Origin of the sequence: Pseudomonas sp. PB120, assembly GCF_009761815.1 — a bacterium.
Classification (GTDB): domain Bacteria; phylum Pseudomonadota; class Gammaproteobacteria; order Pseudomonadales; family Pseudomonadaceae; genus Aquipseudomonas.
Window position 1 is genome coordinate 45,968 of sequence record NZ_RWIN01000046.1, and the last position, 15,712, is coordinate 61,679.

A 15,712-nucleotide genomic window follows, 5' to 3' on the forward strand; every position below is an offset into this window, starting at 1 on the left:
GTCAACAATTATGTTGAGGCTGATGACGCCATCGCGAGCAGGCTCGCTCCCACATTGATTTTTGTATGCCCTTAAGGTCTGCGGTGGCGCATCAGGTGTTTAAACCCCTCGAACATCAACACCAGCACCGCCATCCAGATCGGAATGTAGGTCAGCCATTCACCGGCCTTGATGCTTTCACCGAGCAGCAACGCAACGCCGAGCAACAGCACCGGTTCCACATAACTCAGCAGCCCGAACAGGCTGAACGGCAACAAGCGGCTGGCGATGATGTAGACCACCAGCGCCGAGGCGCTGATCAGGCCGAGCAACGGGATGAGCAGCGACAGCCACGGGTGTTGCTCGAACACATTGAAGCCTTGCTCGCCACTCTGGACGAACCAGAATGCCACGGGGAGCATCAAGGTCATGTCCAGCCATAACCCGCCCAGATTGTCCGTCGCCAGGCGCTTGCGCACCACGAAGTACGTCGGATAGCCGATGCACACCAGCAAGGTTGCCCAGGAAAAACCGCCAACCTGGTACAGCTCGTTGATCACGCCGAGGCAGGCGAACACCACGGCGATTTTTTGCAGGTAGGACAGGCGTTCGCCATAGGCGATGCGCCCGGTGAGAACCATGGTCAGCGGCAGCAGGAAATAACCCAGCGACACGTCAAGGCTGTAGCCGTTGAGCGGTGCCCACATGAACAACCAGAGTTGCACGGCGAGCAGCGCGGAGGAGGCGAGCAGAGCGGGAATCAGTTTACGCTGGGTGTTGAAGCGCCGAACGATCTCGACCACACGTTTCCATTCGCCGGACACCACCATGAACACGGTCATGCAGGGGACGGTCAAGAGCATCCGCCAGCCGAAAATTTCCACGCCGCTTAATGGGGTGAGCAACGAAGTGTAGTAATACATGACGGCAAACAGCACCGAGGCTGTCACCGATAGAGCGATACCTTTAGACAAACTGTCCTCGCGAAGTTGAGCGTAAAACGGGGTGCGAAGGATACGTGGTTTTTGTGCTGAATATTGACCGGATGATCAATATTTACAACATGTCCCCTTGTAGGAGCGAGCTTGCTCGCGATGAGCGATTAGGCACCGCGGGCACGCAGGCACCCCGCGTTATCGTTGACCACCATCGCGAGCATGCTCGCTCCTACAGTTGGGCCTGGTCAAAGCTTAGTCAGCAGCTCGACACAAAACCTGTAGGAGCGAGCTTGCTCGCGAAAAAGTTCAAGCAATAAGCGGTTTTCGGCCAGACACAAAATGGCTCACATCATTAAACCCCGGCGTCGACGCATGCCCCGGCGTCACCAGCGAATCGATAAACGCCTCATCCTCAGCCGTAATCTTCACCGCCTGCGCCTTGGTGTAGGCGTCCCACTGTTCTTCAGTACGCGGCCCGACAATGGCCGAGGTCACGGCGCTGTTGTTCAGCACCCAGGCAATCGCAAACTCGACAATGCCCACGCCACGGCTTTGGGTGTACTGCTGAATCTGCTGGGCGATACGCAGGGACTCGACGCGCCATTCGGTTTCCAGAATACGTTTGTCGGCGCGGCCGGCTCGGCTGTTCGCGTCGGGTTGCACATCCGGCGCGTACTTGCCGCTGAGCACTCCGCGTGCCAACGGGCTGTACGGCACCACGCCGAGGCCATAGTTGTGCGCGGCGGTAATCTGCTCCGCTTCGGCCTGACGGTTGACGATGTTGTACAGCGGCTGGCTGATGACGGGGCGGTCGACGCCCAGTTTATCGGCCACGCGAATCACCTCGGCGATGCGCCAGCCCCGGTAATTCGACAAGCCCCAATAGCGGATTTTACCCTGTCGAATCAGGTCGCCGATGGCCGACACCGTGACCTCAAGGGGCGTGTTGTGGTCCTCGCGGTGCAGGTAATAGACGTCGATGTAGTCAGTGCCCAGACGTGTAAGGCTGGCGTCGATGCCGTTGAAAATGTGCTTGCGGCTCAGCCCGCTGCGGTTCGGCACGCCGTCCACCGGGCCGAAACCGACCTTGGTGGCGAGCACCCATTCGTGACGATTCCCGGCGATAGCTTCACCGACGATTTCTTCAGAGCGGCCGTTGGTGTAGACGTCGGCGGTGTCGATGAAATTGATGCCCTGGTCCCAGGCCTTGTCGATGATCCGCAGGGAATCTTCGGTGCGGGTCTGTTCGCCAAACATCATGGTGCCCAGGGTCAGGGTGGACACCTGCAGGCCCGAATGACCCAGCGTGCGGTAGCTCATGACGACATCCTTTTACCGGTGGGAAAGGCTCATCAAATACCAGAACGGTCGCGGGTATCAAACAGAAATATCAAACACCACAAATCAAAATGTGGGAGCTAGCCTGCTAGCGATGGCGGCGTGTCAGCCACATCAATGCTGACTGACACTCAGCCATCGCTAGCAGGCTAGCTCCCACAGGGGATGTTCGTTGTTTAGGCGCGCAGCGTGCGGGTCATGCGCAACGCCAGCAAACTGCCACAGACAATCACACCCGCCAGCACATACAACGCCGCATCGGTCGACCCGGTGCTGTCCTTGACCCAACCCACCAGGTACGGGCTGAGGAAACCCGCCATCTGCCCCATCGAGTTGATCAACGCCAGCCCGCCCGCCGCCGCACCGGCACTGAGCAGGGCGGTCGGCACCGGCCAGAACATCGGCAGGCCGGTGAGGGCGCCCATGGTGGCGATGGTCAGGCCGAGAATCGCGATGGCCGGGTGGGCGGCGAAGTTGACGGCAATCAACAGGCCCACCGCGCCCATCAACATCGGCACTACCAGATGCCAGCGGCGTTCTTTGCGCAAGTCCGCCGAGCGGCCGACCAGCAGCATGAACACCGCCGCCAGCAGGTACGGGATCGCACTCAACCAGCCAATCACCAGGTTATCGCTGAAGCCCAGGTTCTTGATGATCGACGGCAGCCAGAAGTTGATCGCGTAGACGCCGCTCTGGATGCAGAAATAGATCAGGCCGAACGCCCAGATCGCCGGGTTCTTGAACACCGCCAGCAGCGAGTCGGTGGTGGTTTTAGGTTTGTTGGCCAGGTCTTCGGCGTGGTCGGCTTCCAGCACCGAGCGCTCGAACGGCGTGAGCCATTTGGCGTTGGCGTAGCTGTCGCTAAGCAGGAAGTAGGCGAGGGCGCCGAGGATCACCGTCGGAATGCCTTGCAGCAAAAACATCCACTGCCAGCCCGCCAGGCCGCCTTGCCCGGCACCGAAGTGGTTGAGGATCCAGCCGGAAAACGGACTGCCGAGCAGGCCGGACACCGGAATCGCCGACATGAACAGCGCCATGATGCGGCCCCGGCGAAAGGTCGGGAACCACTGCGAGAGGTACAGCACCACGCCCGGGAAGAACCCGGCTTCTGCCGCACCGGTAAACAGGCGCAAGGTGTAGAACTCGGTCGGTGTGGTGACGAACAACAAGCAGGTCGACAGCGTGCCCCACACGATCATCATCAGCGCAATCCAGCGCCGTGGACCGAATTTGGTCAACGCCAGGTTGCTCGGGACGCCGCACAGCACGTAGCCGATAAAGAAAATGCCGGCGCCGAGGCCGTACACGGTTTCACTGAATTTCAGGGCGTCGAGCATCTGCAACTTGGCGAATCCAACGTTCACCCGGTCGAGGTAGTTGAACAGGTAGCAGATGAAGATGAAGGGGATCAAACGCAGGGTAATGCGTTTGTAGACGGCGTTTTTTTCGTCAACGATGGCCTGGGTAGCGGCGGCGCTCTGTGACATGGCGGCTCTCTCTTTATTATGATTTTTTGCGATGCAAAGGGTAACGTTGATCGCCCTGAGAGTCTCGACCACCCTCGGGGCTGCTGTCTTTGTGCCTGAGCACAGGGTTTGCCACCCAGCCCTGTGCGGGTGAACAACCGCATTTTGAAGGACCACCACCATGTTCGAACTCGATCACGACCTGGCCCAGGACATCGTCGACCGGGCGATGGCCATCCTGCCGTACAACGTCAACGTCATGGACAGTCAGGGCTTGATTCTCGGCAGCGGCGAACCGGAGCGGATCAACACTCGGCACGAGGGTGCGCAACTGGTGTTGGCCAATGGTCGCGTGGTCGAGATCGACGCCCAGACCGCGATTCATCTCAAGGGTGTGCAACCGGGGATCAATTTGCCGCTGATGCTCGATCAGCGCTTGATCGGCGTGTTGGGCATCACCGGCGAACCCGAGCCATTGCGCACCTACGCCGAGCTGGTGCGGATGACCGCCGAGATGCTGGTGGGCCAGCGTAATCAACAGGCCGAGCAACAATGGCGGCGCCAGCGTTGTGATGATCTGCTGGCGTTGCTGCTCAGTGAGACCGGGGATTCGCCGAGGCTGATCGATGAAGCGCAGCAATTGGGGCTCAAGCCACAGATCACGCGGGTGCCGTACCTGTTTGAATTGGGCCTGGAACACGGCCCGGGGCAAACCGTCGAGGCGCTCAGTGCTTGGCTGACCACCCGCTACCCGGACAGCTGGTGCGTGAGTTCGGCCAAGTCGTCGCTGCTGTGGTGCCGGCCCGCCAGTCAGACCGTGGAAAATGATCGACTACTGGAAAAGCTCGACGGCCTCGGCTGGAACATTTTGCGCGTGGCGGTGGGCGGGCAGGCCGATGGCTTGTCGGGCTTGCGCCGTTGTTATCGCCGGGTCGGTGACTTGCTGGCTTACGGCCGTGACGTGCTGCCCCGGTCGCGGTTGTTGACCCTCAATCGCTATCGTCTGCCGGTGATGCTTTGGCGCCATCGCAACGACGATGCGCTCGACGAGCTGCTCAGCCCGTTGCGCAAAGTCATCGCCAAGGACAGCAACGGCCAACTGTTGGCGACCCTGCGCAGTTGGTGCGAGCACGATGGCCAGAGCCAGGCGTGTGCGGATGCGCTGGGGATTCATCGCAACAGTTTGAGGTACCGGATGGAGCGGATTGCCGAGCTCAGCGGCGTCGACCCCTTGCGCCTCGATGGAATGCTCGCCCTCTATCTCGGCGTCCAACTGCTCCCCGAAACCGACGCGCCACCTGTAGGAGCGAGCTCTGCTCGCGATGGACGTTAACAATGACGCTGCTCGCCTGACACCCCGCGGCGTTCTCAAGTGCATCGCGAGCGAGCTCGCTCCTACAGTGGATCGTGGTACACCACGGGTTTTGTGGAAATGAACAATAATCCTCAGTGCCCCTTGTGCAGCGGACCGGCGTTATTGTTCATGGCGGCTGGCAGCATGGGGGCATTGGAACTGGAGAATTCGCATGAAAATCGTCATCGCCCCCGATTCGTTCAAGGACAGTCTCAGCGCACAAGGCGTGGCTGATGCCATTGCCCTCGGCCTGGCAGAAGTGTGGCCCGAGGCGCAGTTGATCAAATGCCCGATGGCCGATGGCGGGGAAGGGACGGTCGAGTCGATTCTGGCGGCGTGCGATGGCGAGTTGCGCCGGACCACTGTTCGCGGGCCGCTGGGCGTTGCGGTCGAGGCGGCCTGGGGATGGTTGCCTGAGAGCCACACCGCCATCATCGAAATGGCTGAAGCCAGCGGTTTGCAACTCGTCCCGGTGGACCAGCGCGATGCGTGCATCAGCAGCACCTTTGGCACCGGTGAACTGATTCACGCCGCGCTCGATGCCGGGGCGCAGCGCGTGATTCTGGGCATCGGTGGCAGCGCGACCAACGATGGCGGCGCGGGGGCGATGCAGGCCCTGGGCGTGAAACTGTTCGATGCACAAGGCCAGCCTTTGCAGCCGGGCGGCCTCGCCCTGGCACAGCTGTTCCGCATCGACCTGAGCGATATCGATCCACGCCTGGCCGAGGTGCGCTTCGACATCGCCGCCGACGTCAACAATCCGCTGTGTGGGCCCCACGGTGCTTCGGCGATTTTCGGTCCGCAAAAAGGCGCTTCGCCGGGGCAGGTCCAGCTACTGGATCACGCCCTCGGGCACTTCGCTGATCACTGCGCCAACGCCTTGAACAAAGACGTGCGCGACGAGCCGGGCAGCGGTGCGGCGGGCGGTTTGGGCTTTGCGGCCAAGGCCTTTCTCGGTGCGCAGTTCAAGGCCGGTGTTGACGTGGTTGCCGAGTTGGTTGGCCTGGCCGATGCGGTTGCCGGCGCTGATCTGGTAATCACCGGCGAAGGGCGTTTCGACGCACAAACCCTGCGCGGCAAAACCCCGTTTGGTGTGGCGCGCATTGCCCAGCAACAGGGCGTGCCCGTCATCGTCATCGCCGGCACGCTGGGCGAGGGGTATCAGCAGCTGTATGCCCATGGCATCGACGCGGCGTTTGCCCTGGCCAGCGGGCCTATGACACTGGCGCAGGCGTGCGCCGACGCACCGCAGTTGTTGCGTGAGCGGGCGACAGACATTGCTCGGGTGTGGCGGTTGGCTGCTCGCAAGGACTGACTCATCCCGAAAGGCAATGAGGTCACTGTGGCGAGGGAGCTTGCTCCCGCTGGGCCGCGAAGCGGCCCCAAAAGCGGCGGCTGCTGCGCACCCGAGCGGGAGCAAGCTCCCTCGCCACAAAGGTGTGTTGTGCCGGGCGGCAATTAGGGGGCGACTACTCCGGCGGATCAATCTGATCCAGCACCCGATTCGCGGTGATTTCCGCCAGCATGATGCTGTTGGAAATTCCCAGCAGCGCATTGCGCGAGCCGCCATCCAGCAGGTCCACCCGCAGGCGACTAAACCCGATCACTGATGAGCAGTGACGGAGATCAAGTTACCGAGCAGTACCCAGGCGCACAAGCCGGCCGATTCTGGCGTACCCGTAGGCAACGGCGCAAGTTCTTGTAGCTTTCCTCAAGTATCCCCGAGCGCTTTTAAACAGGCACTGGGCGGCGATGTTTAAAACGCGAGATGAACGCGACGCTGGCGCGTTTCGGGATTTCAGATAGGGTTGTGGCATTGGAGACCGCGCGACAGGAGAACCACATGCGCTATTCAGCCTTGACCCAACGAATCGCCGGTGACGGAGCGGCGGCCTGGCAGATTCATGATCGAGCGCTGGCACTGCGCGAACAGGGCGCCGATGTGTTGCTGCTGTCGATCGGCGACCCGGATTTCGACACGCCACAACCCATCGTTCAAGCCGCCATCGCCAGTTTGCTGGCCGGTGATACCCACTATCCGGCGGTACGCGGCAGCCAAGGCTTGTGCGACAGCGTCGCCCGGCGCCATCGCCAGCGCAGTGGTCAAGCGGTAAGCGCCGAACATGTGGTCGTGTTTCCAGGCGCGCAGTGCGCGGTGTATTCGGTCGCGCAATGCCTGCTCGATCCGGGGGACGAGGTCATCGTCGCCGAACCGATGTACGTGACCTACGAAGGCGTGTTCGGCGCCTGCGGGGCTAAAGTCATCCCGGTGCCGGTGCGGCCGCAGAACGGCTTTCGGGTCGATCCGGCCGACGTCGCGTCACGCATCACCCCCAACACCCGCGCCCTTTTGCTCAACAGCCCCAACAACCCTTCCGGCGCCAGTCTGTCACTTTTGATCTGGCAGCAACTGGCGTCGCTGTGTATCCGTCACGACCTGTGGCTGATCAGCGACGAGGTCTACAGCGACCTCTTGTACGAGGGCGAACACATCAGCCCGGCGAGTTTGCCGGGCATGGCCGACCGCACCGCGACGATCAACAGCCTGTCCAAATCCCACGCCATGAGCGGCTGGCGGGTAGGTTGGGTGATCGGGCCGAGCACCTTGTGCGAACACCTGGTGAATCTGTCGATGACCATGTTGTTCGGCATTCCGGAGTTCGTTCAGAACGCTGCGCAATTGGCGCTGGATGAAGACCTGCCGGAAGTGGCACTGATGCGCGAGGAGTATCGCCAGCGGCGCGACCTGGTGTGCGCGAGCCTCAATCATTGCCCCGGCATTCGGGCGGTTCGGCCGGACGGCGGCATGTTCGTGATGGTCGATGTGCGCCAGACCGGGTTGTCTGCCCAGCACTTCGCCGAGCGGCTGCTGGAAGGGTATGGCGTGTCGGTGCTGGCCGGTGAAGCCTTCGGGCCGAGCGCGGCGGGGCATATTCGCCTTGGGCTGGTGGTCGACAGGCCCAAGCTGGCGGAGGCCTGCCGGCGGATTGCGCTGTGTGCGGCGGATTTGCTGGTGGCGCGTCGGGCCTGAAACTTGTGTGGTTGTTGGCGGCTTCTTCGCCAGCAGGCTGGCTCCCACAAATGAATGCCGCAATGCAAAAGTGGGAGCAGGCTGGCTCCCACATCTGAATGCCGCACTGCAAAAGTGAGAGCAGGCTGGCTCCCACAGGTGTACACATTTCAATTGTGGGAGCCAGCCTGCTGGCGATTGCTGCTTGCCGGGCTCCGAATTTTTCAGCCCCGCCAGGCACTGCCATTCCCGCGATTCCCGCGTCTGATACCTCCCCTGTACAGATCCCCACCTGTCAACTCTGACAGTTTCGCTTTTTTTTCAACGCGCGCTTAATCCGTCCAAGGTCATTTCGGCCTGCGGCGCGACCTGGTGTGTCGAACGCGCCTGCAGCGCTCAGCTGTTGACCAACGCAGTGGCCCTGGAATTGTCCACGGCACCAATAACGTCTGTTGCAGGAGGGGTAAGAACATGGCAATTGAACAGGCCAAGAACAAGCAGGCCGACCGAAACTACGCCTATCTGAAAATGCGCGCCGAGCATCGCAGTCAGCTTGTGGATCTGGAGATGGTGATCGACGACGACGTCTATGCCGACAAGCCCAGCGGCTTATTGAATGGGCCGAAACTCAAAACAGCAGGGCTGACGGTCAAAATCCCCAAGTGGACGGTATTGCCACCGGCCGGTTCAGGGCTGTCGGACAAAATCCAGCTGCAAATCGATCGCGGCAGCGGGTCTTTCGTGAACCTGGGGCCGGCGAAAGAGTTTTCGATTCCTGCGGGTGAAACCGATTTTCCGGACACTTTTCCAAACCCCATGACCATTGCGCCAAACGATCTCCCCAGGAACGCCACGTGCCGGCTGAAATACACCTTTCAAAATTTCGCGGGCGATCCGGCGGTTGATTCGCAGATCTACACCTTTATTTGCGATGTGATAGCCCCTAACGAAGACGCGCCCCCAAAAATACCTGTGTTCACCGGGGATTTTCTTGACGACACCAATTTGCCCGTCGGCGGCAAGCTGACGGTCACTGTGCCGGGCTATCCGGATTGGAACGCTTCGGACGAAATCGCGTTTTACCTGATTGATTCAAAAAACATCCCGGATGACCCGCTCTCGACACCCCCGATTTATGTTGGCAAAGCGCCCGCGCCGGGCATCACCAACAGCACCGTAGAACTTGACGGCGACTTGATCCGTGCGTTTGGCGACGCCAACGCATTGCTTACATATGCCTTGCGTGACAAAGCGCTCAACGCCAGCCCGCCGGCGTTTTATAAAAAAGTCAGCCTGACGTTTGGCCCTCTGCCGATCGTGACTACAAAGCCGAAAGTGCCCCAGGCCAACCCTGTGTTGACCATGACGCATGTTCAAGAGGGGGTGAGTGTCTGGATTGATAAACACCAGAATTTCAAGGCGGGCGATGAGGTGCGCTTGAAGTGGGGTAACCAGATCCTGGAACCCGACATTCCCCTTGGCAATAATCCGCTACCCACCATCGAGCTGGATGTACTGCCAGCGACGTTGATGCTCGAAGACTATGGTCGAACCACGACCGGGACCAAATCCACGAATGTCAGCTACCACATTGTGCGCAGTGGGCGACTGTTTGGGCCTCAGGACGATGATTTCGATGTGAACTTCGACACTGTCTTGCCCTGGCCTGACCCATGGCCTCCCGTCGACTGGCCCGATCCGGTTCACCCTGACCTGCTTGAAGGGGAAGTCAAAAATCACGATGGTAGCCGCACCAATGAATTGACCCGGGCCGACAAGGACAAAAACGCCATCTTCCACTTCGACTGGTACGACAAGGTGGAGAATGGTCACATCCTCAATTTCTACTGGAACGGGCAGCCGGTCACCGAGGCGCGTCTTGAATTTGACGATACCGAAACCGGTCATGTGCCCGGTGATCCCTTTCAAGTCACCATTCCGTGGGCCTATATCAAGGCCGGCATGAACGGTGATGAGGTGCCCGTGCACTACCAGGTGAGCGGTCCAGGGATTATCAATGAGCTGTGGTCGGAAACGACACTGGTCGATGTCAACGCGATTGCCGTGGACCTACCCGCGGGCAGTTTCCCCTCGTTTGCGACCGCGCCCGTACCCGAATACCCCGCTTGCTCTGCATTGGAAAGCGATGGCTCGCTCAAGGCACGCAGCAGGGAAGGGTTATGCAGCATGGTCATCACGATCAGCGGAATGTGGCCGTAGTGACGGCGCAAATAGCCCATCAACGCCAAACCGTCGGGAAAACTTCCATAAGGCATCGAATAGTCACTGACCAGAAGGTCGCAGGGTGTTTGCTTCAGGTGGGCGATCAGTTCATCGGCATTCTGGGCCTGAGCCACAATTGACCAGCTGCTGCCGCTGAGGGCCATTTCAGTCCCTCTCAGCACCACGGGGTGGTCGTCTGCGAGGATGATGCGCAGCGCCGTGGTCGGCTGATGCCTGCGCGACATCGGCGTATCGTCACAGGCATTGTCGAGGGCAGGGTTGAATCGAGTGGATTGGGGCGGCTGTTCCAGATTCATGAAGGGTCTCAACAGGGGTCAATGACACGCTGACCGCTGGCGAGGGGCCGGTTCAAGGTGATTGGATCAAGCCTTGCTCCAGCGCCATGACCATAGCCATCCAGCGCGACCTCACGCCGAATTTTCGGCGGATGTTACAAAAGTGATAATTCACACCCGCCTCGGTGCATTGGACGATCTGCGCGATTTCCCAGGACGATTTTCCAATGGCTGTCCACTGCAAAAGCTCCTTTTCCCGAGCCGTCAGCTTGATCGCTTTAGGGGGAGGGCACGCTTGCGGCTGGAAATTGGCCTGGGCTGGCGATGATTGAACCGATACGGCATTGGCACGGTACATAGTTGAATCTCCCATTCATCATCATTGACGGCGTGGGCGCGGCGGAATCTTCCTACAGCTTGACGGGATGGTTCGCGCGGCCGTCCTTCAGGCACCTGGTGTTAGGGCTGGAGGCTCGGTTTCCTTATAGCGCGATTCATTCCGCTTGGAACCTGTCACAAATTACAGGTGGCGGACTTTAATCGGACTCAGCGGAGTTGGCTGTCAGCAAAGGAACCCCTGTCTGTAGGAGATATCGCTGAATTTCCGTCGCCTCACCCGTTCGTCGATTTCACAGCGAGACTGGCATGTGGTGCGAGTTGAGACTGGGTTGTTCGGACTGGCCCCATCGCGAGCAGGCTCACTCCCACAAGGAACGAATGGAGGGCACAAATGTGTGACCGCCCTCGAAACCCTGTGGGAGCAAGCCTGCTCGCGATAGCTATCTGAGAAACGCCCAATCCATCAACCCTTCCACGCTCGAACATTCACCAGATTCTTCGGCCGCTCACCCGCCAACGCGCTCAACAGATTGTCCACCGCACACGCCGCCATCGCTTCGCGCGTTTCATGGGTCGCCGAACCCATGTGCGGCGTCGCTACCACATTGTTCAACTGCAACAACGGCGAGTCAGCATTCAGGGGCTCACGCTCAAACACATCCAGCCCCGCCGCGCGAATCTGCTTGTCACGCAACGCCTGGATCAGCGCCGTCTCGTTCACCACTTTGCCCCGAGAGATGTTGATGAAAATGGCTTCGGGGCGCATCTGGGCGAACTGCTCTGCGCCGATCAACCCTTCGGTTTCAGCGGTCAGGGGCAAGGTCAGGCAAACAAAGTCCGCCTGCTGCAACAAGTCCGGCAAGCGGCGGTATTGCGCGTCGAACCGCTGCTCCACCGCCGGTTTCGGCGAGTGACTGTGATAGATCACCGGCATGCCAAAACCGAAATGCCCGCGCTGGGCCAAAGCTTCGCCGATCCGCCCCATGCCGATGATGCCCAGGGTTTTGCCGTGCACGTCGGTGCCGAAATGGGCCGGGCCGATATTGCGCGTCCACTGGCCGTCGCGGACCAGGTTGGCCAGTTCCACGACCCGCCGGGCCGTCGCCAGGATCAGCGCGAAACCGGTGTCGGCCGTGGTTTCGGTGAGCACGTCCGGCGTGTTGCTGAGCAGGATACGGCGCTCGGTCAGGTAGTCGATGTCGTAGTTGTCGACGCCCACCGAGACGCTGGCGATAGCCTCTAGATTCGGCGCGAGATCGAGCAGTCCGGCGTCCAGTTTCAGACTGGCGCCGAGCAAGCCCTGAGCGCGGGGCAGGGCATCGCGCAATCGGGACAGGCCATCGGCGTCGAGGTTGTCGATCAGGGTCACGTCGGTGTGCTCGTGCAAGCGAGCCATCAGCAGCGGCGACAGTTTCTTGTACAGAACAATCTGCTTTTTCATCGTATTCATCTCCATCAGGAATGGGCGGCGGCGCGGGTCAAAGCAACCGTGGGACGCTCCCGGTCACTGGCGCCGGGCTTGAGGAAAATCGTCAGCACCACCGAGAGCATCAGGGCGCCGCTCATCAACAGGTACGAGGCGCCAGGCGAACCGGTGGAGCTGTTCAGGTAACCGACCAGGTAAGAACCCCCAAACGAACCGAGCGCGCCCATGCTGTTGATCAGCGCCATGGCACCGCCGGCGACGTTGGCCGGGAGGATCTCCGGGACGATGGCAAAAAACGGCCCGTAAGGCGCGTACATGCAGGCGCCGGCAATCACCAGCAGGGTGTAGGACCACCAGAAGTGTTCGGCGCCCAAGGCGTAGGAACCGTAGAACGCAATCGAGGCGATCAGCAGCGGTGGCCAGACGAAGCGTTTGCGCTTCTGCAATTTGTCCGAGCCCCAGGACACCAGCAGCATGCCGATCACTGCCGCCAGGTACGGCAACGCCGAGAGCCAGCCGGCTTCGATCATGTCCATCTGCGCGCCCGCCTTGAGGATCGATGGCAGCCACAGCACGAAACCGTAGACACCAATACTCCAGCAGAAAAACTGCAGGGCCAGGATGATCACCTTCGGCGAGCGGAAGGCTTCGGCGTAGTTTTTCACCGCTTTGATGCCGACCTGTTCGGCGGCGAGGGCGCTTTCCAGGTCGTGTTTTTCCTGGTCGCTGAGCCACTTGGCCTGGGCCGGGCGATCATCCGCCAGACGCCACCAGATAAACGCCCAGAGCACGGCTGGCAAACCTTCGATGATGAACATCCAGCGCCAGCTGAAATGCTGCACCAGATACCCCGACACCACCGACATCCACAACATGGTCACCGGGTTGCCGAGGATCAGGAAGGTGTTGGCCCGCGAGCGTTCGGCACGGGTAAACCAGTGGCACAGGTACACCAGCATCGCCGGCATCACGGCGGCTTCGACCACGCCGAGCATGAAGCGGATGACCACCAGCCAGTAAGCGTTCGAGACAATCCCGGTCAACGTCGCCAAACCGCCCCAGAGGATGAGGCTGACGAAGATCAGCTTTTTCACGCTGTGCTTTTGCGCGTAGATCGCGCCCGGCACCTGGAAGAAAAAGTAGCCGAGGAAGAACAGCGCGCCGAGCATCGAGGACAGGCCCGGTGTGATCATCAGGTCGGCGGCCATGCCGGACGCGGCGGCGAACCCGTAGTTGGCGCGGTCAAGATACGCCAGGCTGTAAGTGATGAACACGATGGGCATGATGTACCACCAGCGGCGGGCGGCGAGGGTTGCGGTTTTCATCAATGGTGCTCCTGAGCTTGTTGTTTTTGTCGCAGCAGGTAACGGTTCTAAATCTTCATTGGCTGTACTGGCCTCATCGCGGGCAAGCCCGCTCCCACAAGGATCAGTGGGTTACATAAAATTTATGTTCCAAACAACAGACCTGTGGGAGCGGGCTTGCCCGCGATAGGGGCCTCAAATTCAACGGACATCTCGGACCGGGTCGGCAGCCCCTCCATATCCCCGCGACTCTGCACCGCGCGGCTGCCAATCCAGTTGGCCCGCTTCACGGCGTCGGCAAAGCTGTGGTTTTCCAGCAGCGCGCTGATCATGCCCACGGCAAAACCATCCCCGGCGCCCACGGTGTCGACCACCGTTTCCACCGGCACGCCCGCCACGAAACCTTCATCCAGGTGCGTGCGGTAATAGGCACCGTGCGGGCCGAGTTTAATGGCCACGGCTTCGACCCCTAGGTCGAGGTAAAACGCGGCAATGTCGGCCGGGTCATCGAAACCGGTCAGCAAGCGGCCTTCACTCAACCCCGGCAGCACCCAGTGGGCGAGGCCGGCCAAGCGATTGATCTCGGTGATCATCAGCGCCTCGCTGGGCCACAGGTTCGGTCGCAAATTGGGATCGAACGACACGCTGCGCCCGGCTTCCCGCATGCGGGTCATCAATTCGAACGACATCTGCCGCGCCGTTTCCGAGAGCGCCGGAGGAATGCCGGTGGCGTGCAGGTGCCGGGCCTGGAGCAGTTCGGGGACGATCGATTGCGGCGACAGGTGACTGGCGGCCGAGCCCCGACGGAAGTACTCGACGACGGGATCGCTGCCGTCATCGGTGCGGGACTTGAGCTGGAAACCGGTCGGGTGCGCGGTATCGATCACGACGTTGCTGCAATCCAGGCCTTCTTTGGCCAGGGTGTCGACCACAAAGCGCCCCAGGGAATCGGCACCGACCCGGCTCAGCCACGCCACGTTAAACCCCAGCCGGGACAAGCCAATGGCGACGTTGCTGTCGGCCCCGGCGATGCGTTTGTGAAAGTGGCCGACATTGGCCAGTTCACCGGCGTGCTCGGCGACAAACATCGCCATGGTTTCACCGAACGAAAGGATATCGATCTCAGGCATGAGCGCTCTCCAGTTGCGAGTGGCCGAGGTGGGCGAGGGCGGCCACGTGCTCAGTGGTCAACTGGACCAGGTCGTCGCCTTGCAGCGGATATTCCGCCGCTCGCATCACTCCTTGGGCCATGTGTCGCAGCAGGTGTTCCCACCGTTGCAAATCACTGGCGGCGGGCGGGATGGCAATGAGTTTGCCGTCGACGCGGCGCGTCACCGCTTTGCAGTGCACATAGCCGACGTGCCGACCGAGCAACCGCGCGGCGCTGGCGGGCGATTGGTCCTGCCAGTGCCAGTTGCCGATGTCGAAGGTCATTTTGATCGGCAGGTTATGTTGCTCGACGTCGGCGAAGAATCGCTGGAACGGTTCGATGCGGCCACCGTGCAAGGTCTGGTCGTTTTCCACCAACAGATGGACAGGGCTTTTGCCGAGGATGCGGGCAAGGGTCTGGAGGTCACAGGTGTCAGTGAAATAGCCCAAGGAAACCTTCAGCCATTTTGCGCCGAACGCCTGGGCGCGTTGCAGCGCGGTGATCAGTTCGGGATTGGGTCTTGACTGACCGGCCAGCCACAATTCCATCGGCGTCGAATACACGCTTTCCAGGCCGTGGGTTTGAGTCGCATCGGCCAGTTGCGCCGGGTCTTCGACCGTCAGCAGTTCTTCGCGCCATTCGATGTGTGTGGCGCCGGCGGCGGCCAGTATTTCGATGAAACTGCCCTGGCCGCGTTGACGCACGAGCTCGGCGCCGAAGCTGGAAAGGCTGATGGAAACGGGGGGGTTATTCATTGTTTTTCTACCTCTGAAACCGGTTTCATTTTTGTTCAAAAAAAAGGAATGGAGTTTTGCGGTGTTCGTTCGGGCCCCATCGCGAGCAGGCTCGCTCCCACAAGGGCACAGCAGTCCAATGTGGGAGCGAGCCT

At 60.6% G+C, this 15,712-nt stretch carries 12 protein-coding genes and 2 pseudogenes; 4 read left to right on the plus strand and 10 right to left on the minus strand.

Features of this window, described 5'->3' with window-relative positions; genetic code table 11:
* Positions 1 to 71: 71 nt before the first annotated feature.
* From rarD to EJA72_RS09675, 3 genes are all read right to left on the minus strand, one after another.
* A complete protein-coding gene (gene rarD, locus EJA72_RS09665; RefSeq protein ID WP_157711240.1) occupies positions 72 to 953 on the minus strand; it encodes an EamA family transporter RarD in 882 nt (293 codons plus the stop codon).
* A gap of 270 nt (positions 954 to 1,223) precedes the next feature.
* The gene (locus EJA72_RS09670; protein ID WP_157711241.1) at positions 1,224 to 2,237 is read right to left on the minus strand and encodes an aldo/keto reductase; all 1,014 of its coding nucleotides are present in this window, start codon (positions 2,235 to 2,237) and stop codon (positions 1,224 to 1,226) included.
* A gap of 194 nt (positions 2,238 to 2,431) precedes the next feature.
* Complete coding sequence (locus tag EJA72_RS09675) at positions 2,432 to 3,742, minus strand: MFS transporter (RefSeq protein WP_157711242.1); 1,311 nt, start codon at positions 3,740 to 3,742, stop codon at positions 2,432 to 2,434.
* A 160-nt stretch (positions 3,743 to 3,902) separates the two neighbouring features.
* Between EJA72_RS09675 and EJA72_RS09680 the strand changes: the two genes are divergently transcribed.
* Together EJA72_RS09680 and EJA72_RS09685 are read left to right on the plus strand one after the other, a co-directional pair.
* Entirely contained in the window at positions 3,903 to 5,054 is a 1,152-nt protein-coding gene (locus EJA72_RS09680) for a sugar diacid recognition domain-containing protein (protein WP_157711243.1), read from the plus strand.
* A gap of 193 nt (positions 5,055 to 5,247) precedes the next feature.
* The gene (locus tag EJA72_RS09685; RefSeq protein ID WP_157711244.1) at positions 5,248 to 6,390 is read left to right on the plus strand and encodes a glycerate kinase; all 1,143 of its coding nucleotides are present in this window, start codon (positions 5,248 to 5,250) and stop codon (positions 6,388 to 6,390) included.
* Between the two features lie 154 nt (positions 6,391 to 6,544).
* Here the strand turns inward: EJA72_RS09685 and EJA72_RS09690 are convergent.
* Positions 6,545 to 6,658, minus strand: a pseudogene (locus EJA72_RS09690) (DUF6124 family protein); the annotation flags it as partial.
* 260 nt (positions 6,659 to 6,918) lie between these two features.
* Between EJA72_RS09690 and EJA72_RS09695 the strand changes: the two are divergent.
* Together EJA72_RS09695 and EJA72_RS29200 are read left to right on the plus strand one after the other, a co-directional pair.
* Entirely contained in the window at positions 6,919 to 8,106 is a 1,188-nt protein-coding gene (locus EJA72_RS09695) for a pyridoxal phosphate-dependent aminotransferase (RefSeq protein ID WP_157711246.1), read from the plus strand.
* A 450-nt stretch (positions 8,107 to 8,556) separates the two neighbouring features.
* Positions 8,557 to 10,305, plus strand: a complete 1,749-nt coding sequence (locus EJA72_RS29200) for a hypothetical protein (RefSeq protein WP_256679665.1) — start codon at positions 8,557 to 8,559, stop codon at positions 10,303 to 10,305.
* An 11-nt stretch (positions 10,306 to 10,316) separates the two neighbouring features.
* Here EJA72_RS29200 and EJA72_RS29490 read toward each other — a convergent pair.
* The 6 genes and pseudogenes from EJA72_RS29490 to EJA72_RS09725 form a co-directional block, all read right to left on the minus strand.
* Positions 10,317 to 10,625 (minus strand): annotated as a pseudogene (locus EJA72_RS29490) (response regulator transcription factor); the annotation flags it as partial.
* Positions 10,626 to 10,677: 52 nt separating this feature from the next.
* The gene (locus EJA72_RS09705; RefSeq protein ID WP_157711248.1) at positions 10,678 to 10,962 is read right to left on the minus strand and encodes a LuxR family transcriptional regulator; all 285 of its coding nucleotides are present in this window, start codon (positions 10,960 to 10,962) and stop codon (positions 10,678 to 10,680) included.
* 444 nt (positions 10,963 to 11,406) lie between these two features.
* Positions 11,407 to 12,384 (minus strand): NAD(P)-dependent oxidoreductase, encoded by a 978-nt coding sequence (locus EJA72_RS09710; protein WP_157711249.1) that lies wholly within the window; start codon positions 12,382 to 12,384, stop codon positions 11,407 to 11,409.
* A gap of 14 nt (positions 12,385 to 12,398) precedes the next feature.
* Positions 12,399 to 13,694 (minus strand): MFS transporter, encoded by a 1,296-nt coding sequence (locus EJA72_RS09715; protein ID WP_157711250.1) that lies wholly within the window; start codon positions 13,692 to 13,694, stop codon positions 12,399 to 12,401.
* 122 nt (positions 13,695 to 13,816) lie between these two features.
* On the minus strand, positions 13,817 to 14,803 hold the full coding sequence (locus EJA72_RS09720) for a sugar kinase (protein ID WP_157711251.1): 987 nt from the start codon (positions 14,801 to 14,803) through the stop codon (positions 13,817 to 13,819).
* Positions 14,796 to 15,578, minus strand: a complete 783-nt coding sequence (locus EJA72_RS09725) for a sugar phosphate isomerase/epimerase (RefSeq protein WP_157711252.1) — start codon at positions 15,576 to 15,578, stop codon at positions 14,796 to 14,798. Before EJA72_RS09725 ends, EJA72_RS09720 begins: the two co-directional genes overlap by 8 nt.
* Positions 15,579 to 15,712 lie beyond the last annotated feature (134 nt).

Bases quoted from the DNA above. Each gene is read 5' to 3' on its own strand.
- EJA72_RS09695 (WP_157711246.1), top strand. From the start codon at position 6,919: ATGCGCTATTCAGCCTTGACCCAACGAATCGCCGGTGACGGAGCGGCG.
- EJA72_RS09670 (WP_157711241.1), bottom strand. From the start codon at position 2,237: ATGAGCTACCGCACGCTGGGTCATTCGGGCCTGCAGGTGTCCACCCTG.
- EJA72_RS09720 (WP_157711251.1), bottom strand. From the start codon at position 14,803: ATGCCTGAGATCGATATCCTTTCGTTCGGTGAAACCATGGCGATGTTT.
- EJA72_RS09715 (WP_157711250.1), bottom strand. From the start codon at position 13,694: ATGAAAACCGCAACCCTCGCCGCCCGCCGCTGGTGGTACATCATGCCC.
- EJA72_RS09710 (WP_157711249.1), bottom strand. From the start codon at position 12,384: ATGAAAAAGCAGATTGTTCTGTACAAGAAACTGTCGCCGCTGCTGATG.
- EJA72_RS09675 (WP_157711242.1), bottom strand. From the start codon at position 3,742: ATGTCACAGAGCGCCGCCGCTACCCAGGCCATCGTTGACGAAAAAAAC.
- EJA72_RS09705 (WP_157711248.1), bottom strand. From the start codon at position 10,962: ATGTACCGTGCCAATGCCGTATCGGTTCAATCATCGCCAGCCCAGGCC.
- EJA72_RS29200 (WP_256679665.1), top strand. From the start codon at position 8,557: ATGGCAATTGAACAGGCCAAGAACAAGCAGGCCGACCGAAACTACGCC.
- EJA72_RS09725 (WP_157711252.1), bottom strand. From the start codon at position 15,578: ATGAATAACCCCCCCGTTTCCATCAGCCTTTCCAGCTTCGGCGCCGAG.
- EJA72_RS09685 (WP_157711244.1), top strand. From the start codon at position 5,248: ATGAAAATCGTCATCGCCCCCGATTCGTTCAAGGACAGTCTCAGCGCA.
- EJA72_RS09680 (WP_157711243.1), top strand. From the start codon at position 3,903: ATGTTCGAACTCGATCACGACCTGGCCCAGGACATCGTCGACCGGGCG.